This is a genomic window from Lysinibacillus sphaericus, from assembly GCF_005217585.1.
Taxonomy (GTDB): Bacteria; Bacillota; Bacilli; order Bacillales_A; family Planococcaceae; genus Lysinibacillus; species Lysinibacillus sphaericus.
In genome coordinates this window covers 45,328-65,436 of the sequence record NZ_SZPT01000008.1, presented here as the reverse complement: position 1 = coordinate 65,436, position 20,109 = coordinate 45,328, and the positions used below count along the sequence as shown (strand labels likewise).

Genomic DNA, 20,109 nt, shown 5'->3' with positions numbered 1-20,109 from the left:
AAGCGAAGTGGATTTTTACGTGCCAGGCACCTGAGCAATTCAGATTTTTCACATTTGTGTGAGTGCCAGGCACCCAAACTTATTGCACGAACTTTTCTTGGAATATCCATAACTTAGGAATATAATGTAGCTATAACTCAATATTTGTCAAATAACTCGAAAAATATAAAATATTGCTATGGTAGGTGATAAGATTGGTTACTACTCAAAATTCTGATCGCTTTCTAACGGCATTTAATCGAATTGACCATAGGCTAAGAGATATTATTGGTGCAAAAGATTTTATGCCATTTTACCGTTTAGTGGATCAGGCAAAGAAAAAGGATGTATTGGTACGTAAATATGAGGATGATTTACGGTCCTATGCAGATTTACGTAATGCGATTGTTCACCATCGTACATCTATGGAATATGTAATTGCAGAACCGCATGTAGATGTCGTAGAGCGCATTGAATATATGGACGCTACGCTGGCAAAACCAACACTTGTAGGACAAATGTTCCGAAAAAAGGTGCTGGTCTTTCAAGAAAATGATTCTTTAAAGCATGTATTAAAAGTGATTCGCAGTCGGAAATTCACTCAATTTCCGGTTTACAATAAAACGCAATTTAAAGGTCTTGTGACGACTGTTGGTATTACTAACTGGCTTGCATCTGTCATGGGAGGCAATCATGTACCGAGGCACGTTCCTACATTGCATGATATATTATTACACGAAAAAAATAGAGTGAATTACAAATTTGTGAGTAGATACATAACGATTTATGAGGCTGAGGAAATATTTAAGCAAGGTGTGGAGAGAGGAAGACGTTTTGAAGCGTTGTTAATTACCGAGCACGGCAAAACACACCAAAAACTGATTGGTATTATTACCCCATTGGATATAATGCAAGTAGAATAGGCAAGACGAAACAAGCTTAAGGGCTTGACCGTCTCGCTTTATCTTTTAGACTGATATATAAAGAGCCATTCGCTTGAACTTGTGCAAAAAAGACATCTTCGTAAGTTTGGACATTTTGTTTTTTTAATTTTTTCATGACCCAATCTTCGGTTAATTCAAGTTCGACGATATTTTCTTTAATCAGTTGTCCATCGGAAATGACTTCTGTTGGTAAGTAGGTAGGTGGGGTAACATCTGCCTTTACATCTTGTTTTGTAGCGGGTTGCTCCGTAGGCTTAGCTAATACACTTAAATTACCCGTAGTCTCCAGTATGGCATATTGCACGTCTTGCACGGAAAATACAGCTTGTTCACGTAACATCATCGTTAACTCATCCATGTGTAAACGATTTTTCTTGAGCGCAGATTCTAAAATAAGCCCATTTTGAATAACAATAGTGGGCTTATCGTCAATCAGCACACGTGCTTTTTTAGATTTTATCGTAATAATGGTCATAAGATACGTTAAAACGCTCCACCAAATTAATGCAATAAGTCCTTCTAAAAAAGGTGTTTCAGACTGTGCTGCAATTTCAGAAGCAATGGATCCGAACGTAATACCTGTTGTATAGTGGAAAAATGTAAGCTGTCCTAGCTGCTTTTTGCCAAGTATTCGTGTAACAATGAGTAGTGCAAAAAAGGATAGAGATGCTCTAAGTATCATTTCAAAAACATTGGCGTGAAAAAATTCATCTACAGTCATACAACAATCAACTCCTTAAACTGCTATCGTCGAAGAATAGCTTGTGCAAAAAGAGGAATTGTATGCGACAATCTGTTTTTAAAAAAATTCGAATAAATAAGGAAGTGTGGTGATAGCATGAACAAACAAATGGTGCATTCTAACAACAATCCAGTATTTCCGATTATGATTGCTATTGCTATTGCCCATCTAATCAATGATACAATGCAGGCTGTCATCCCTGCGATGTTTCCAATATTGAAGAGTGAGCTCGGTTTGACCTTTACACAAATCGGGCTTATTTCATTCGTATTAAACATGTTTGCTTCTGCCTTACAACCAGTTGTCGGCTATGTCAGTGATAAAAAACCGATGCCCTATGCTTTACCAATAGGGATGATTAGCTCGTTTATAGGTATCGCGATTTTAGCCTTCACAGCGCAATATTGGGTAATACTTGTAGCTGTATTATTTTTAGGTTTTGGCTCAGCTATATTTCATCCAGAAGGTTCGCGCGTATCTTTTATGGCAGCAGGCTCTAAACGAGGCCTTGCACAATCGATTTATCAAGTCGGGGGAAATTCTGGACAAGCGCTAGCACCATTAATCAGTGCATATATTTTAGATATTTTTGGACAACGCGGAGCGGCATTTGTCTTAATCGCGACAACTTTTGGGATTCTTTTATTGAGTAAAATTGCTAAATGGTATAAGAAGCAATTGGAGCAAGAACGGTTAGCAAAGAAAAAACGTACATTGGTATCATCTTTGCCACCATTAACAAAGAAACAGGTAGGAATTGCTTTAACATTATTATTTACTATTATTTTTGCAAGATCATTTTATACAACGAATATAACAAGTTTTTATGTTTTCTATTTAATGGATCATTATGATGTAAGTCTGCGTCTTGGACAAATATTAATATTTACTTTTATGGCTTTTGGCGTTGTTGGTACTTTTTTTGGGGGTTCATTATCAGATCGTATTGGACGAAAAAATGTTATTTTACTTTCAGTTGTCGTGCCGATGCCATTCTGTTTAGCTTTGCCTTATGTACCGCTATGGACTGCAACAATATTTTTAGTCATTATCGGAACATTAATTATGATTAGCTTCTCTGTAACGGTTGTCTATGCGCAAGAGCTCGTACCAACTAAGATTGGTACAATGGCAGGGCTAACAACTGGCTTTGCATTTGGTATGGGAGCAATTGGTGCCATGGTTATTGGTGTTTTAATGGATCATAAAGGTATTGATTTTACAATGTTAGTCGTTTCCTTACTTCCGTTGTTATTACTAGTGGCATTTTTCTTGCCTAAAGATACACCGGCTTCAGCTTTATAAATACAAGACTAGGCAAAAGAGAAAAAGTGTTAGATTGATTGAGGTCAATTTAACACTTTTTGCTATGCCGTTGTGGTTCCCTACAGCAGTTAAAATTTTTTAGTTTGTCCAAATTAATATCTTTGTCCCTGCAATTTTTAAGTAACAGGCTACTATTGACGTAACGGAGATGTAAACTCTTGTGGCAATTTTTCTTTATCCATTACTAGACCTTCAGAAATATGGATTTCATGCATTTTATCATTGTACGTGAATTTAAAAATGCCATTGTCAAAATCAGTGCCAATTTCTTTAAAGAAAATTCCTTCAATTGAAACATATTTTGGACAGGTAAAGGCTACTTTGAAATGGTCCTGTTCTTTAATCAAATAGGCACGTACACCTTTTTCGTATGTATCATACGCGTCATCTTCAGTAGGACGTTGGACTGCTACAATGTGAAAATCTACAAAAGGTACTTCTTTTAACAGAACGTTCAGGAATGACCCCTTTGTTATTTCTTCCCAACGACTTTGTGCACTTTGACCTACGATAATTTGTGAAATACCGTAATTTTTAGCCACTTCAGCAATAACCTTTTGAATCGGGCGTTTTTCATTATCTACTAAAATAAATTTTTCAACATCAAGTTCTTCAGATAGGTTTTTCCACTGTTCAATATAACCAGATTTCTCTGCATCAAATGCATCAAGAGGTTGTGAATCGACTGAAAGAATATAAAGTGGGCAATCGAGCATCGTGGCCATTTTATGACCGCGACGAATTAAGCGTTCCCCGTTAAGCCCATAATAGACACATACTAAAATACTTTCGTCCAATCTCCCTTTTACATGCTTCATTAAAAAAATACACCTCTTTATCCTATTGTTATTTTGTTATTTGTACTGCATATTATGAAAAAATTATCCTAAAACAGCTAAAATCAATGCTGTTACAGTGCATTATGCTTATTTATATTGTATACTTAAAAATGAATAAAAGTTAATGACGATATACGGAAAACCCTTAAGGGATTTGGCTAATGTCCATGTTCTAAGGCTACTTTGTTTATGCATGATATGCATTTAAATAAATAGCTTCCATATGCCACATTATTATGCAGTGAGTTAAATGGATAGTCAAGTATTGATGCATTGAAACACTTTTCGGTTACTTTAGGCATGATAAATGTCTCGTACGCTCAGCCATGCGTATAGAAAATACCTAAATGTACAAGAATTCTGATATATTCGTTCATCTTTTTTCGTATAATATCTACCTTCCTTCAAAGAATGGTAGATATAGCACGCTTTTGCTTTATGGGCAGGTTGTTCAATGCTTGCTGTGTAAATAAAAGCACACCGGCGAATATCACACATTTTTGTAATGAGAAAGTTATGCTAATACATTATTCATGCTCTAACTGACTTGTATTATGCAATGCTTAAGAAACATACAAAATTGAAGATGCTAATTCGCTGGACGAATTTGATTGTAGGAGGTTTTCATTTGGTCACAGTTCTCTTTGCGATACTTTTACCATTTGTTTGTGCTGCGCTAATTCCCTTGCTTTATAGGCGACTAAGGCGAATGGCACATTTAGGATGGTTTGTTTTATCCGTTCCAATCATATTGTTTATTTTACTCGCACGGTACATTCCTCAAATTGCCGAGGGTAAAACATTTATTGATACATATGAGTGGATTCCCTCTTTTAATATAAACTTCACGACATACCTCGATGGACTCAGTATCATTTTTGGCTTGCTGATTACAGGTGTAGGTAGTTTAGTTATTTTATATTCAATTTTTTATTTATCAACGAAAGAATCTCTTCATCATTTTTACTGCTACTTATTACTATTCATGGGCGCTATGCTCGGCGTCGTCTTTTCAGATAATTTAATGGTGCTATATACGTTTTGGGAATTAACAAGCGTCTCATCATTTTTGTTAATCGCCTTCTGGCATCATCGTAAAGCTTCACGTGCTGGTGCACGAAAAGCCATGACGATCACAGTCTTCGGTGGTCTTTCCATGCTCGCAGGTTTTCTAATGCTATATGTAGCATCTGGCACATTTAGTATTCGTGACATTGTATCGAACGTTGAGATGATACGCGAGCACACATTGTTTGTTCCTGCCTTATTGTTAATTTTAGTAGGTGCTTTTACTAAATCAGCTCAATTTCCATTTCATATTTGGTTGCCTGATGCGATGGAGGCACCAACTCCAGTTAGTGCTTACCTCCACTCAGCTACGATGGTGAAGGCTGGAATTTATATAGTTGCGCGTTTCTCCCCAGTATTTGGCGGTGAGCCAGTTTGGTTTTGGTTAGTAAGTGGAATTGGCCTTGTAACATTATTTTGGGGCTCGTTCAATGCTGTTCGTCAAACAGACTTAAAGGCGTTACTTGCCTTTTCAACAGTTAGCCAGCTTGGGTTGATTATGAGTTTATTTGGCTTGGGCTCTGTGGGTCATTATTTTGGCTATGCAGAAAGTTCCATTATATACACACAGGCAAGCTTTGCGGCATTGTTCCATCTTATTAATCACTCCACGTTTAAAGGGGCGTTATTTATGATGGTCGGTATTGTCGATCATGAAGTAGGTACGCGCGATATTCGACGCCTTGGTGGTTTAATGGCATTGATGCCTGTGACATTTACGATTGCAGTAATAGGTGGTTTTTCGATGGCAGGATTACCACCGTTTAATGGCTTCTTAAGTAAGGAGATGTTCTTTGCCGCTGTTTTGGCTATTCGTGAGGTTGAGGTCTTTTCCATCGATACTTGGGGCATATTGTTCCCCGTTGTAGCATGGGTTGCCAGTATTTTTACGTTTGTATACAGCATGATTTTAATTGGACATACTTTTTTTGGAAAGCTACAGCCGTACAAGTTGGACAAAAAACCACACGAGGCACCAATTGGGATGCTAATTTCGCCAATAGTACTTTGTTTATTAGTAGTGACTATTTTCTTCTTTCCAAATGTTCTAGGACATTATATCTTACAGCCTGCGATGGCTAGTATATATCCAACTTTTCCAACGGTTAGCGAGTTAACACCTCATATTTCTGCATGGCATGGTGTGAATATAGAATTATTAATGACCCTTGGTGTAATCATTATTGGCTTTGTATTATTTAAAACATTAAAAAGCTGGAAGCCACTATACCGAGTTTTTTCGCAAAATTTTACATTCAATAGCTATTATAATCACCTTATTAATTTTAGTGAAAAAGGTTCAATGAAGCTTACGAACCGCTATATGTCTGGCAATTTAACTCATTACTTTGTCTATATCTATGTATTTTTTGTTGCGCTGATTGCAGGGTACTTTATTTGGTCTGATGCCATAGTATTTGAATTTGCAAAGGATTCACCTGTTGAATCCTATGAGTTAGTTTTAGTGTTTGTCATGATGTTTGCTGCAATCTGGATGATTTTTGCCAAAGGACGAATTACAGCGATGCTTTTAAATGGAGTTCTCGGTTATTCGATTGCCTTCTTTTTCGTTATATTTCGCGCACCTGATTTAGCGCTGACACAACTAGTTGTTGAGTCCGTAACTACAGCATTGTTCCTGCTATGTTTTAAATATTTACCGGATTTATTGCCTGAAAACTCACGCATGAGAGTGAAGTGGGCAAATGCTGTTATTGCTATTTTTGCAGGGGCTACAGTGACATTAGTCGGCTTGGCTGTTGTACATTATGACCGTTTTGAAACGGTAGCACTGTATTTTAATGATGCTTATGATTTAGCAGGTGGGTCAAACATCGTTAACACAATTTTAGGAGATTTTCGTGCATTTGATACGATGTTAGAGGTTGTCGTTCTTTTAATAGCTGGCTTAGGCGTGTACACATTAACTAAGCTAAAGCCACGAAAAGAGGAGGCAGACCATGAAAATTAATGATGTTATTTTACGAACGATTACTAAGGCTATCGTATTTATAATTTTAACGCTTGGTGTGTATTTATTCTTTGCAGGCCACCACGCTCCTGGTGGGGGCTTTATCGGCGGTCTTGTGCTTGCTTCTGCAATAGTACTACTGTATTTAGCTTATGACATTGAAACAGTTCATAAAGGAATGCCGTTTGATTTCAAAAAGGTTGCTGCACTGGGCGTATTACTTGCGACGGGGACAGCCATCGGTTCGCTTTTCTTTGATGTGCCATTTTTAACGCAGACGTATGAATATGTCAATGTACCGGTTTTCGGGAAAATGGGCTTCTCAACCGTCACTATTTTTGAGGCTGGCGTGGCACTAACTGTCGTTGGCGTTGTTGTAACCATAATTTTAAGTATAAGTGAGGATGAATAGCCAATGGAGTCTTTAATACTATTATTAGTTGGTGTATTAGTTGCTGTCGCGACGTACCTTATCCTCTCTAAACAATTATTGCGTGTCATTTTAGGGACAGCAGTCCTTTCACATGCTGCACATTTACTGATTTTAACGATGGGTGGCCTTAAAAAAGGGGATGTGCCACTTATTGGGGAATCAGCAGGTCCTTATACAGATGCACTTCCACAAGCATTGATTTTAACAGCTATCGTCATTAGCTTCGCAGTGACAGCATTTGTGCTCGTTCTCGGCTATCGTGCTTATAAAACAAATGGCACTGGGGAATTTGATGAATTGAGAGGTACGTCTGATGAGTAATATAATCGTTTTACCATTAATCGTGCCGGTAATAACGGCTATTTTACTTGTGTTTTTAAGACAAAATATAATGATTCAACGCATTTTGAGCTTGTGTACTTTGGGCTTTGTTATATTCATTAGCGTTGTCCTTTTGTTAGAAGTTCAGCAGCAAGGTGTAATGCGAATTGATTTTAGTGGTTGGATACCGCCATTCGGCATTCTATTTGTTGCAGACTCTTTTGCAGTATTACTTGTTTTCGTAGCGAATATTGTCGCAGCAATTTGTGTAGTTTACGCCTTTTTTACAATTGGAGAACACTATGAAAAAATGTATTTCTATCCTTTTGTTCTTTTAATGGTAGCAGGTGTAAATGGTTCATTTTTAACGGGAGATATTTTTAATTTGTTTGTGTGCTTCGAAGTGATGTTGCTTGCTTCTTATGCCCTTATTAGCTTAGGTGGAGGGAAAGTCCAACTACGCGAGGCGTTAAAATATGTACTTATTAATATTGTTGCTTCATGGATTTTTTTAGTAGCGTTAGCATTTTTATATGGAACGATCGGCACATTAAATATGGCTCATATTTCATTGCGGGTTATGGAAGCTGGAGCTGATCCACTTATTACTACAGTTGGACTGGTGTTTCTAATTGTTTTTAGCCTTAAAGCGGGATTACTTCTATTCTTTTGGTTGCCAGGTTCTTATAGTGTACCTCCAACCGCTATAGCTGCACTCTTCGCCACACTTTTAACTAAGGTTGGTATTTATGCCCTTGTTCGTACATTTACATTATTATTTACTACGAATCCGGGGGTAACCCATACAACTCTCGGTATTATGGCTGGACTAACAATACTTGCTGGTTGCATGGGTGCCCTTGCTGGAAGAGATGTGAGGACAATTGCTTCATATAATGTCCTAATTGGTGTTGGTTTTATTGTTGCTGGACTAGCTATAGGAACAGAGTCAGCACTGCAAGGTGTAACGTATTATTTAATGCATGATATGGTAGTAAAGGCCATGTTGTTTCTGGCGGTAGGGATGATGATTTATGTAACCGGTGAAACGCTTATCGATAATATGAGTGGACTTATTCGAAATTATCCCTTTTTTGGTTGGCTGTTCTTTATTATGATGTGTTCAATCGCAGGAATTCCACCTTTAAGTGGATTTTTAGGCAAGGTTTTAATAGGACAAGGCGCGATTGAGGGAGGGAATTTTGTCCTGCTAGGGCTAGGATTTTTCTCTAGCTTAATTGTCCTCTATTCATTACTGCGCATTTTTCTATCGTCCTTTTTTGGCGAAACGATCCTCAGTATTGAAGATGAAACACCACTGCCAAAGCGAATGGTGTTGCCTTTAACATTACTTTCTGTTTGCACAATTGCTTTAGGGATTGGAGCCGAGTCGATGGCGCCTTATGTGAAGGATGCAGCAGAAACGCTTCATACACCTTCTATTTATATTGACGCAGTGTTAAATGGCGAAAAATGGCAAGGTGAGGTGAATAAGTAATGGCTATGCAGTTTATTTTAAATTTATTTATCGCTACCTTGTGGTTATTGCTAAAGGACGAAATCACGCCACAGTTTTCCACCTTTTTAATGGGGTTTGTCGTCGGTATTGGGATTTTGTATGCGATGCATCGGTTTTATGGAACGCAATTTTATTTGCGCCGTGTTTTCTCTATTATTAAACTACTATGGCTATTTAATTGGGAGCTATTACTTTCAAGCTATAATGTCCTAAAACAAATCACAACACCAAAGTTAAATATTACTCCTGGCATTTTTACGTATAAAACAAAGCTGAACGGAGATTGGGAAATTACAGCTCTTGCACTCTTGCTAACGCTCACACCTGGTTCAGTAGTGATGGAGGTCTCGGAGGAGGGAGATATGTTTTATATCCATGCTATGGATATAGAACAATCTAAAGATGCCGTTATTCGCTCCATTGGAAAATTTGAAGAAGCAATTATGGAGGTGACACGCTAATGGTTGAAAAAATTTTACTTTTAGCACTAGCGTTATTTAGTGTGTCAATTGCATTATCTCTATATCGTGTCATTAAAGGTCCATCCATGCCGGATCGAGCAATAGCCCTTGATACAATTGGTATTAATCTACTTTCGGCGATTGCCATTGTTTCGATTGTTTTAAAAACCAAAGCGTATTTAGAGGCGATTTTAATTTTAGGTATATTGGCGTTTATCGGTACAATTGCTTTTACAAAATATATTGAAAGAGGTGTGATTGTTGAGCGTAAATCAAATGATTGAGTGGACGGCAGTCATCCTTATACTTGTCGGTTCTATTGTTAGTGTTATTAGTGCGTTTGGGATGATTCGTTTGCCAGATGTCTATACGCGTTCACATGCTGCTACAAAAAGCTCGACGTTGTCAGTACTAACCTGTTTGTTAGGAGCTTTTATTTATTTCTGGATACATGACGGATATGTAAGTGTTCGACTAATATTAGGTATTCTCTTTGTATTTGTCACAGCACCAGTAGCAGGGCATTTAATATGCCGTGCCGCCTATCGATCTCGTGTACCATTAGCGGAAGGTTCTGGTGAAGATGAATTAAAATCGAAGCTATTTCCAGAAAAAGAATAGCGAAAGCAAAAATTTGCTATCGTTTGCAAGGCGAGGTATAAGGCGTTTAAAACGTCCATACCTTGCTTTTTTATTTGGCCTGCTACATTAGTTGTTTATATTAAAGGAAATATAGGGTATTTACTTAACGATAGGAATAAAAAATTAGAAGAAGGAAAATATATAGTAGCGCCTATAAAGGAGCAATTTAAAAATATATGGACCGAAAAATAAAAAACATTGATTTATTAGAAAATTCTGTGTAAAATATTTTGCTAAAAAATTTCATGTATAGCTTGAAAAATATTTTGAAAGAGTATATCTTAATTAGCAGATAGATTTTTTATTCTGCTATATGAATAAATATCCAATCGACTATTTTCGAGACATTCCTATCTCATAGACAATAAAAAAACATCAAAAGGAGATATAAAAGATGAAGAACAAATTTTTCATGCTTATGCTTGTCTTAGTAATTGGTTTACTTGCAGCATGTGGCGCTAAAGAAGATAAAGCAACAAATTCAAGCTCAGATACAGAAAACAAACAAGTATTAAAAGTAGGTACATCAGCAGACTATGCACCATTTGAATATGTAGACGCTGCTAAAGGTGAAGAAATCATTGGTTTCGATATTGATTTAATTAAATTAGTTGGTGAAAAATTAGGTGTAGAAATGCAAGTTCAAGATATGGACTTTAACAGCCTTGTGCCAGCTTTACAAGCAGGTAAAGTAGATGTTGTTATTTCTGGTATGACACCAAATGAAGAGCGAGAAAAAGTAGTAGATTTCTCAGATAAATACAATCAAACAGAACAAGTTATCATCGTTAAAAAAGATAGTGGCATTAAAAAAGAAGCGGACTTAGCTGGTAAAAAAGTCGGCGTACAAACGGCTTCTATTCAAGAAAATTTAGGTAATGCCATTGCTAAAAAAGTAGATGTATCAGTTGAAGGACGCACACGTATTCCTGAAATCATCCAAGATATGATGTCTAAACGCTTAGACGCAGCAATTCTAGAAGGTGGCGTAGCGAAAGGTTATCTGAAAACAAACGATAAATTAGCCGCATTCCCAGTAGAAGAACAGCCAGAAGACTATAAAGCAATCGCTGTTCAAAAAGGTAGCGATTTAAAAGATAAAATTAACAAAGCATTAAAAGAATTAGCAGATGAAGGCAAAATTCAACAGCTTGAAGAAAAATGGTTAGAAAAAGCTGAATAATAGTATCGATATGCGATAGCCCTATTTAGGGCTATCGCTTGTCCATTTCACTAAAAGGAAACGAGAAAGGAGGGTACGCTGTGAATTTAGATTTCTCAGCAATCATTCCCTCTATTCCTTATATTTTAAAAGGAATAGGTGTTACACTTCAAATAGCAATCGGTGCTTCTCTCATTGGGTTTATCGTTGGTATATTACTAGCATTATGTAAAATTGGGAAAGTAAAAATGCTACGCTGGTTAGCGGACTTTTACACGTCAATTTTCCGCGGGACGCCACTTGTATTACAATTATTAATTATTTACTACGCTGTTCCACAGCTACTAGACATTCAAATTCAGCCAATTCCAACTGCAATTATTGCGTTTGGCTTAAACTCTGGAGCTTATATTTCAGAAATTATTCGTGCGGGTATTAATGCCGTTGATAAAGGTCAAATGGAAGCAGCTCAAGCACTAGGTATTCCGTATTCAAAAATGATGAAGGATATTATTATTCCACAAGCAGTGAAAAATATTTTACCTTCTTTAGTAAATGAATTTATTACATTAAACAAAGAAACAGCAGTTGTAACAGTCATTAGTGCCCTTGATATTATGCGCCGTGCCTATATTGTAGGGGGTTCAACCTATCGATATCTTGAACCATTATTATTTGCAGGGATAATCTACTATATTATGACGCTTGTCTTAACGTTCCTTGGTAAACGAATCGAGAAAGGAATGAGAAAAAGTGATTAAAATTGAAGATTTACACAAATCATATGGGCAAAACGAAGTGTTGAAAGGTATTTCAACTGAAATAAAAGAAAAAGAAGTAATTGCCATTATAGGGCCTTCCGGTTCTGGTAAATCTACATTCCTACGCTGCTTAAATTTATTAGAAGAACCAACAAGTGGGAAGGTAACAATTGCTGGCGATGTCCTGACAGACAAAGGGACAAATATTATGAAAATACGTGAAGAAGTAGGTATGGTATTTCAACATTTTCACCTTTTCCCACATAAAACCGTATTAGAAAACTTAACGTATGCACCTATCAATGTAAAGGGAATGGATAAGACCGCAGCGATCAAAGTAGCTGAAGATTTACTAACAAAAGTAGGGCTTTTTGAAAAACGCAATGAGTATCCAAGTCGCCTTTCAGGTGGTCAAAAACAACGCGTGGCAATTGCCAGAGCACTAGCAATGGACCCAAAAGTGATACTATTTGATGAGCCGACTTCAGCACTGGACCCGGAGATGGTTAAAGAAGTATTGGCAGTTATGAAAAATTTAGCAGATTCAGGGATGACGATGTTAATTGTTACCCATGAAATGGGCTTTGCTCGAGAGGTAGCGGATCGTATTTTATTCCTTGATGGTGGAAAGCTAATAGAGGATGCACCTCCAGAAGAATTTTTCACATCTCCTTCTACACAACGTGCAAAAGACTTCTTAGAAAAAGTGTTATAAATAGTGAAGCGCATTTAGCTCTTTTAAAGAAGAGAACTAAATGCGTTTTTTTTGAAATTGTATTCTAGTAATAATGATGGCGCAACGAGAATCTCAATCTAACAAGTAGTGTGGATTTTGGATGCCATATGCTAAAGCATGAAGGAATATGAAGATAGTACTTGTATGCATTTTATATTATTAAAGTGCATATACTTACAATCACTTTGGTTTTTGCTTATAATAGAGTAGTCAGAGTTTTATTCTGAAAAAAAGTAGCCGCAAAGTGAGCGATTGCGATTGAAAAAATTATTATATGGTATCTTTTTTATTCTTTTTATAGTCATTTTTTTGTACGTAAACAATCACTGGCTAGTCGTTAGTAAACATGTATTCGAATCAGAAAAGGTGCCTGCCAACTTTGATGGGCTACGCATTGTACAAGTATCGGATTTACATGATGCCCGCTTTGGTAACAATCAGCAAAAACTGATTGCTAAGGTTAAGGATACGAATCCTGACTATATTTTTATCACGGGTGATGTGATTGATAGCAATCGTTACGATTTAAAACAAAGTCTACAGGCAGTTAAAGGACTAGTTGAATTAGCGGATGTATATTATGTACTAGGAAACCATGAAGTGGCGTCGAATAAGGTTAATGAAATTTATGAGGCGCTTTCATCGTTAGGTGTACATGTGATGGCTAATGAATCGACCGTGCTAGAGCGCGACGGGGAGCGCTTGGCGATTCTTGGTATTGAAGATCCGTTAATGGGTAGATCGACAGAAGAAATGTTAGAGTTGGCGACAGCGTATGTTCCAGAAGATATGCTAAAGTTATTGCTGGCGCATCGACCAGAAGTGTTTAGTACGTATGTAAATCAAGGAATAGATTTGGTATTCTCGGGGCATGCACATGGTGGGCAAGTACGGATTCCTGGCATGGGAGGACTTGTGGCGCCAGGACAGGGACTGTTTCCTAAGTTCACTGCTGGTTTATACGAGGAAGAACGCACCAAAATGGTCGTTAGCCGAGGTCTAGGAAATAGTAGTGTACCATATCGAATTTTTAATCTACCAGAAATTATTGTCATGGATTTAAAGAAAAAATAAGCACTGGGTGCCAGGCACTCAAGCCCGCAACAGAAATAAATAACTAGAAAGCACTGCGTTATAGTTACGCAGTGCTTTCTAGTTGTTTACGTTCTATACGTTTAACAAGATGAATACTAATTTCGTATAAAATAATCATCGGTATTAATACAAGTAATTGACTAATGAAATCAGGTGGGGTAATAACTGCAGAGCCAACACCCATAGCGATATAGGACCAGCCTCGTATTTTTTTCATGGATTCCGCAGTTAGTAAACCAATGGACGATAAAAAGAGTGCAACGATGGGTAACTCAAATAATAAGCCGAGTGGTACAGTCGTCATAATTAAAAAATGCATGTATTCACTAGCAGATACCATTACATCAAAATTAGCAGCACCTAAGCTTACTAAAAATGAATAGCTAAGTGGGTTTACAACAAAATAGCCAAATGCGATACCTAATAAAAAGAGCACAAACATTACAGGTGCATAGAGCCCGAGAAAACGGCTTTCCTCTTCCTTTAAGCCGGGTTTTACAAAGCTCCAAAGAAAGTGAACGAGAAAGGGCATCGATAGACCAAAGGCTAGAGTAGTTGAAATGGTCATATAAAACTTAACGACTTCTAAAGGCCCTAATATAATAAGTGAATGGCCACGGGTTACATAAGGAAACCAAATATTAATGGTTGAAAATGCGACAATAAAAAATAATAGAAAGACGACAAGCCCTTTAATGATTTGTTTTCGCAGTTCTGTAATATGCTCCAGTAGAGAGTCTACAGGGAAAAGTGGTTTATCTTCGACAATTGTCTGCTCATCGTCAATACTGGCTATTTCAACAAAAGCCTCCTGTAAGGATGGAGGCTCTGTTTGCTTTTTATCGAGCGGACTTAAATAATTTTTTTCTTCATAAGGATCCATAGGAAACCTCCTACGAAACATCAGATTTTTTTTCTACTTTTTTCGCAGGCTCATCGTCGTCATCCATTAATCCTTTTGTTGACTTTTTGAACTCTGCAAATGTTTTACCGACTGCACCACCGATTTCCGGTAATTTTTTTGGACCGAAAACGATAAGTACAATGACCAAAATGATAATTAACCCAGGAATGCCGATTGCACCAAGACCTCCCATCGCTTCATCCTCCTCTCCAATTTTCATAGTAAAGATAGCTACCCTACACTAAAGAACCACCTGATTTGCTATATTTCACAACACCTTCTGCACAACGATAAGCTAGTGCGCCGAGGGTACCAGTTGGATTATAGCCACTATTATGAGCAAAGCTTCCAGCACTTATAGCAAAAAGATTTTCTACATCCCAATGTTGTAAATAGTTGTTCACAACGCCCTTATCTGGTGTTGAGCTCATAACTGTCCCACCTGTATTGTGTGTCGTTTGATAAGGGACGATGTTATAATCTGTAATTTCTGCATTAGGTACAATCGTTTTGGCACCCATTTCTTTCATAATGTCCGCAGCGCGAGCTGAAATAAATTTATGCAGTGCACGATCTTGATCAGTAAAGTTGTAGGTTAATTGTACGAGTGGTAACCCATACGCATCTTTGTAATTGGAATCAAGAGACAGATAATTTTCTTTATGTGGCATAGAGGCCCCTTGAGCACCAATACCAAACGAACGTGTATAGTAATGAATAGACTGCTTTTTAAATTCGGGTCCCCATGTTGGCGTATCAGGAGGGGTTGGGTTAGAGCTAATAGGACGTGTGCCTGTTTGAGTAAGCGCTATATTGCCACCGTGGATAAAATCTAACTCACTATGGTCAAAGTTATCCCCATTGTAATCATCTATACTCATCCCAAGAGACCCTGCACCCATGAATGTATTGTATTGTTCATCAAAGAATCCACTAGCACCAGGTAATATTTGATAACAATAGTTTCGGCCTAATGTTCCTTTACCTGTTGTTGGATCATATGGTTGACCAATATTAGAAACCATTAACAGCTTAGCGTTGTTGAAGACATAGCTTGTTAATACGACAATATTCGCAGGCTGTATAAACTCCTCACCAGATACCGTGTCGATATATCTTACGCCGGTTGCCTTGTTACCCTGTTTTAAAATTTCTACAACGTTAGAGTTAAAGCGCAAATCGAAATTTCCTGTTTTTAAAGCAGTAGGTACTACGGTAATTTCCGCGGAAGATTTTGCCCCATATTCACAACCGAAACGTTCACAGAAGCCACAATATTGACAAGCATTAATTGTTTCACCATCAGGATTTTTATAGACTTCTGAGATGTTGGCAGAAGGAACCATATAAGGTGATAATTTTAGATTTTTCGTTGCTTTCTCAAATTGTTGTAGCATAGGCGTCATTTTCATAGGAGGTGTTGGATAGGCACTTGAGCGTTTACCTGCAAACGGATTTTTATCATCCCCTGAAATGCCGAGTGTTTTTTCAAATTTATCAAAATAGGGTTCTAATTGATCGTAGTTTAGTGCCCAATCCTGCAATAGATAGTCAGGCCCTAATTTATTTGCCCCATAACGCTCGTCTGTCATTGTTTTAATCTGAAAGTCATACGGTAAAAAGCGGAATGTCATACCATTCCAGTGCGTCCCAGCCCCTCCAAGCCCCTCACCTAATAAAAAGGAACCGAGTTGACGCATCGGTAAAGCTTGCATCTTTCGATTATTACGAAAAGTAACTGTTTCCTTTGAAAGATTTTGCATTAAATCATAGCGAATTGCGTAGCGGTATTCATCATGAATACTTAAAAAATCCTCGGTGCCACGCTTCTGACCACGTTCTAAACCAACGACCTTTAATCCAGCTTTCGAGCACTCAGCAGCGACAATGCCACCTGTCCACCCAACACCTACTGTTACAACGTCTACACTTGGTAATGTTGTTGCCATTTATAAACCCCCCTTAGATTAGTGATTGCCTAATTGATTTGGTTCAATTTTTTGGAACTTAGGATCTTCAATCATTGTGATATAAGCCATTTGATGACCAGGGAAGCCTTTCATACGCCAACCCTCCATATTTCGGTTCCCACCGTATAAAGGATCTGAATATGCACCTTCTAAAGTAGCGGCACGTAATAGTGCAAAAAAGAACGCGGAAGTTACACCACTCATTTGGATGTCACCTTTTTGAAAAGCTGTTAATATTTCATCCATTTGCTTGCCCTCTAAATCATTAAAGCTTTTTTTGAATCGACTTTGAGCTTCCGTTTCCATTTTGGCAATGCCTTGTTTAAAAATTTCAGCGCGTGTTAAGCGACTTTGATAGCCTTGTGTAGGAGAGCCTTCACCAAAAGGTCCCTGCATATATTCTTTGGAATTACTGCCATATTGTCCGGCTAACTGATGATCTATGAAGTAAGGTACATCTAAATCAATTGCACCAGGTCCTAAATCATCCTTAGGAAAAATACGTTCAGTAGCATTCGATAAAATTTTAAAATCGCGTTCGTTCATGAAAAACATTTTTGCTTTAGGTGAACCGGCAGCTTCATTTGTCGTCCCATTACCATGCTCTAATGTAGAAGTGCCTTTACCGTTGATGTTATAGCCAACAAGACCACCAATTAATCCACCACCGACTAATGTACCAGCTGCAATACCTGTTGTTTTTAAAAAATCACGACGTGAGACATTCTTATCTGCACTCATATAAAATACACCCCTCCAAAGTAAACAGATTGTGTTCTATTTTTTATAATCAACAAAAAAAGCAAATTATAATCAAATTACCATGGAAAAAGTTTTAATTTTATCCATTAAAACAATCTATTTAATAACGATTTAGGAAGTGTATGGATAAAATGTATTAGACTATAAGCACTATGAGTATGATGATAAATACAATTTTAGACAATTTTTAATCTTATTGGAAAACTTTTATTGACTTCTAGTTATAGTGACCTTACTCTTGAGGAAGAAGGGCAAAAAATTACAAAAATTAAAATGATAATGAAAAATAAATTTGGAGAAATGAGCAAAGCGAATATGTGGATTAAAGGTATTGGTGGTAAATTAGTTATAGCAATTATCGCTTTAGTATTTGTTACATGTGGTACCCTTGGTTTTTCTACATGGATGAATAGTACAAAAGCAGTTGAAGAACAGGTTGAATCGAATTTGATAGCGAGAGCAGCAGATGTCTCAAAATATATAGAGGAGCACTTTCAGTTAGCTTTAGTGGAAGTGGAGGCTATTGCGGAACAAGCAGTTATCCGTGGTATGGACTTTGAGGAGCAAAAAACCTATTTAACAAAGCGTATGGATGATAGTAAAAATTATCTAGGCTTTGGCATTATCACATCTGATGGCGTAGCCCATTATTTAGATAATACAACAGCAGATTTAGGTGATCGAGATTATATAAAGGAAGGGTTTACGGGCAAGACAGTAATGTCAGAAATCACGATTAGTCGTGTCACAGGTGAACCAGTTATATTAATCGTAGCACCAATCGATACTGTGACAGGTGAAAAAGCATTATTGTTAGCGCGTATAGATGGTTATTATTTATCTAACATTGTTGAAGACATTCAAGTTGGAGAAAATGGTTATGCCCTTATGTTAGATGCAAAAGGTACCGTTATCGGACATAAGAACCATGCCCTTGTGAAAGAGCAAGTGAATGCAATTTCTGCCGCAGAAGAATCTGGCGAAATAACAGGGGAATCGTTAGCTGCAAAAGAAATGATTCGGAATACAAATGGCTATTTCTCTTTCGATACAAAGGAACAAGGTACAAGTTTAATGGGGTATCATACGTTAGATAATGGTTGGAAAATGGGGGTCGTCGCACTAGAGGATGAAATGCTAGCAGGGCTTTCACAATTGAAGACAAACTTTATTTTCATGACGATTATCGTCTCTATCTTAGGAATGTTGATTTCGTTTGCGATATCGAAATCTGTAAGCAAACCGCTTCGCCACGTACTTCGTATTAGTGAAGGATTGTCAGAGGGAGATTTTACACAAGAAATCCCAGCTAAATATTTGAAGCGCATTGATGAAATGGGGACAATGGTGCGGGCTTTAGATAAAATGGCAGATAATATGCGAGATATGATATCGCAAGCTGGTAAAGAAGCGACTGCGGTAAATGAAACCTCTTGTGAGTTAATGGGAGATGTAATTGCTGTCACTAAACATTCCGAGCAAATAGCACTTGCAATAGGTGAGGTAGATCGTGGCGCACAAAGTCAAACGGCAATGGCGGAGGAAAGTGCCTCAGCGATGGAACAAATGGCACTTGGTATTCAAAACTTTGCTGAAGTTGCTTCAACGATAGCTACGAATACGGATTTTATTTCCGAGAAAATAAGTGAAAGTAACGGAGCAGTCCAGCAATCGATTAGCCGTATGGATGAAATACAACGTGGAACAGCTATAGAACTGGACATTATCCATAAGCTTGAACAGGAATCGAAAGAAATAGAGCTAATTTCTAAAATGATTACGGATATTTCAGACCAAACAAACCTATTAGCATTAAACGCTTCAATTGAAGCTGCACGTGCAGGAGATGCAGGAAAAGGCTTTGCCGTAGTCGCAGAGGAGGTAAGAAAACTTTCGGAGCAAACAGCTGGCTCTGCTGCTCAAATTAATATATTAATTGATAGAGTACAGGTACACACATTAGAGGTTGTAAAAGCAGCAGAAAATGGCGAAGAGAATGTAGCGCGAGGTCTAGTAGCAATTGAAGCAGTAGGAGAGCGTTTTGAAGAGATAGTACAAGCTGTCGGTGAAATAGCAGGTCAAATTGAGGAAATGAATGCTTCCGCAGAACAAATGTCAGCTAATACAGAAGAGGTTTCTGCCTCTATGGAGGAAATGGCGGCAACTGCCCATGCAGCAAGTGATTATGTAGCGGAAGTGAAAAATGCTACTGCCGAGCAAATGAACACGGTAGAGGCAATGAACAAGCAAACTGTAAAAATGTCGGACATGGCAAACCGTCTACATGGAGCCATCCAAAAATTTAAATTATAAAATACAAGCTAAAGCTGTCCATAATTATTTGGACAGCTTATTTTTTTATGAATTGAAAGGATTTACACACTGGATTGGAGAGAAATTGGAGAGTTTCGATTGATATAATCAGTCAGGACATCTATACATTTTTAGATGTTTTAACGTTTTTAAGGGTTAC

The 20,109-nt window shown here is 37.6% G+C and carries 20 protein-coding genes; 14 read left to right on the top strand and 6 right to left on the bottom strand.

The window, feature by feature from the left end; genetic code table 11:
* Window positions 1-194: 194 nt before the first annotated feature.
* On the top strand, window positions 195-902 hold the full coding sequence (locus FC748_RS20410; protein ID WP_024360788.1) for a CBS domain-containing protein: 708 nt from the start codon (window positions 195-197) through the stop codon (window positions 900-902).
* A 16-nt stretch (window positions 903-918) separates the two neighbouring features.
* Here the strand turns inward: FC748_RS20410 and FC748_RS20405 are convergent, their stop codons facing one another.
* A complete protein-coding gene (locus tag FC748_RS20405) occupies window positions 919-1,644 on the bottom strand; it encodes a YetF domain-containing protein (protein WP_024360787.1) in 726 nt (241 codons plus the stop codon).
* Window positions 1,645-1,761: 117 nt separating this feature from the next.
* On the opposite strand from FC748_RS20405, the gene FC748_RS20400 reads away from it, so the two are divergent.
* Window positions 1,762-2,970: an MFS transporter gene (locus FC748_RS20400; protein WP_025218361.1), complete on the top strand. Its 1,209-nt coding sequence runs from the start codon at window positions 1,762-1,764 to the stop codon at window positions 2,968-2,970.
* Between the two features lie 152 nt (window positions 2,971-3,122).
* Here FC748_RS20400 and FC748_RS20395 read toward each other — a convergent pair whose 3' ends face one another.
* On the bottom strand, window positions 3,123-3,809 hold the full coding sequence (locus FC748_RS20395; protein WP_024360785.1) for an adenine nucleotide alpha hydrolase family protein: 687 nt from the start codon (window positions 3,807-3,809) through the stop codon (window positions 3,123-3,125).
* A 649-nt stretch (window positions 3,810-4,458) separates the two neighbouring features.
* On the opposite strand from FC748_RS20395, the gene FC748_RS20390 reads away from it, so the two are divergent.
* The 11 genes from FC748_RS20390 (at window position 4,459) to FC748_RS20340 (ending at window position 13,979) form a co-directional block, all read left to right on the top strand.
* Window positions 4,459-6,870, top strand: a complete 2,412-nt coding sequence (locus FC748_RS20390; protein ID WP_024360784.1) for a Na+/H+ antiporter subunit A — start codon at window positions 4,459-4,461, stop codon at window positions 6,868-6,870.
* Complete coding sequence (locus FC748_RS20385) at window positions 6,860-7,282, top strand: Na(+)/H(+) antiporter subunit B (protein ID WP_024360783.1); 423 nt, start codon at window positions 6,860-6,862, stop codon at window positions 7,280-7,282. Before FC748_RS20390 ends, FC748_RS20385 begins: the two co-directional genes overlap by 11 nt.
* Before the next feature lie 3 nt (window positions 7,283-7,285).
* Complete coding sequence (locus FC748_RS20380) at window positions 7,286-7,624, top strand: Na(+)/H(+) antiporter subunit C (RefSeq protein WP_024360782.1); 339 nt, start codon at window positions 7,286-7,288, stop codon at window positions 7,622-7,624.
* Window positions 7,617-9,122: a Na+/H+ antiporter subunit D gene (locus FC748_RS20375; RefSeq protein WP_108031175.1), complete on the top strand. Its 1,506-nt coding sequence runs from the start codon at window positions 7,617-7,619 to the stop codon at window positions 9,120-9,122. The genes FC748_RS20380 and FC748_RS20375 overlap by 8 nt, the downstream gene beginning before the upstream one ends.
* Window positions 9,122-9,604, top strand: coding sequence for a Na+/H+ antiporter subunit E (locus FC748_RS20370; protein ID WP_024360780.1), 483 nt, complete (start codon window positions 9,122-9,124; stop codon window positions 9,602-9,604). The genes FC748_RS20375 and FC748_RS20370 overlap by 1 nt, the downstream gene beginning before the upstream one ends.
* Window positions 9,604-9,888: a Na(+)/H(+) antiporter subunit F1 gene (locus tag FC748_RS20365; protein WP_024360779.1), complete on the top strand. Its 285-nt coding sequence runs from the start codon at window positions 9,604-9,606 to the stop codon at window positions 9,886-9,888. Before FC748_RS20370 ends, FC748_RS20365 begins: the two co-directional genes overlap by 1 nt.
* Entirely contained in the window at window positions 9,866-10,225 is a 360-nt protein-coding gene (locus FC748_RS20360; RefSeq protein WP_024360778.1) for a Na+/H+ antiporter subunit G, read from the top strand. Before FC748_RS20365 ends, FC748_RS20360 begins: the two co-directional genes overlap by 23 nt.
* Before the next feature lie 415 nt (window positions 10,226-10,640).
* A complete protein-coding gene (locus FC748_RS20355) occupies window positions 10,641-11,429 on the top strand; it encodes a transporter substrate-binding domain-containing protein (RefSeq protein WP_024360777.1) in 789 nt (262 codons plus the stop codon).
* An 80-nt stretch (window positions 11,430-11,509) separates the two neighbouring features.
* Window positions 11,510-12,169 (top strand): amino acid ABC transporter permease, encoded by a 660-nt coding sequence (locus FC748_RS20350; RefSeq protein WP_024360776.1) that lies wholly within the window; start codon window positions 11,510-11,512, stop codon window positions 12,167-12,169.
* Window positions 12,162-12,884 (top strand): amino acid ABC transporter ATP-binding protein, encoded by a 723-nt coding sequence (locus tag FC748_RS20345; protein WP_024360775.1) that lies wholly within the window; start codon window positions 12,162-12,164, stop codon window positions 12,882-12,884. Before FC748_RS20350 ends, FC748_RS20345 begins: the two co-directional genes overlap by 8 nt.
* A gap of 279 nt (window positions 12,885-13,163) precedes the next feature.
* Window positions 13,164-13,979, top strand: coding sequence for a metallophosphoesterase (locus tag FC748_RS20340; RefSeq protein WP_108031174.1), 816 nt, complete (start codon window positions 13,164-13,166; stop codon window positions 13,977-13,979).
* Window positions 13,980-14,043: 64 nt separating this feature from the next.
* On the opposite strand, the gene tatC is transcribed toward FC748_RS20340, so the two are convergent.
* Genes tatC through FC748_RS20320 form a run of 4 tightly spaced genes read right to left on the bottom strand, consistent with a single transcriptional unit; the run spans window position 14,044 to window position 17,615 of the window.
* The gene (tatC, locus tag FC748_RS20335) at window positions 14,044-14,883 is read right to left on the bottom strand and encodes a twin-arginine translocase subunit TatC (protein WP_024360773.1); all 840 of its coding nucleotides are present in this window, start codon (window positions 14,881-14,883) and stop codon (window positions 14,044-14,046) included.
* A gap of 10 nt (window positions 14,884-14,893) precedes the next feature.
* Window positions 14,894-15,097, bottom strand: coding sequence for a twin-arginine translocase TatA/TatE family subunit (gene tatA / locus FC748_RS20330; protein ID WP_024360772.1), 204 nt, complete (start codon window positions 15,095-15,097; stop codon window positions 14,894-14,896).
* Between the two features lie 43 nt (window positions 15,098-15,140).
* Window positions 15,141-16,853: a GMC family oxidoreductase gene (locus FC748_RS20325; RefSeq protein ID WP_025218366.1), complete on the bottom strand. Its 1,713-nt coding sequence runs from the start codon at window positions 16,851-16,853 to the stop codon at window positions 15,141-15,143.
* Between the two features lie 18 nt (window positions 16,854-16,871).
* The gene (locus FC748_RS20320) at window positions 16,872-17,615 is read right to left on the bottom strand and encodes a gluconate 2-dehydrogenase subunit 3 family protein (protein WP_024360770.1); all 744 of its coding nucleotides are present in this window, start codon (window positions 17,613-17,615) and stop codon (window positions 16,872-16,874) included.
* A 231-nt stretch (window positions 17,616-17,846) separates the two neighbouring features.
* On the opposite strand from FC748_RS20320, the gene FC748_RS20315 reads away from it, so the two are divergent.
* Window positions 17,847-19,949, top strand: coding sequence for a methyl-accepting chemotaxis protein (locus FC748_RS20315; protein ID WP_244311207.1), 2,103 nt, complete (start codon window positions 17,847-17,849; stop codon window positions 19,947-19,949).
* Window positions 19,950-20,109: the final 160 nt, after the last annotated feature.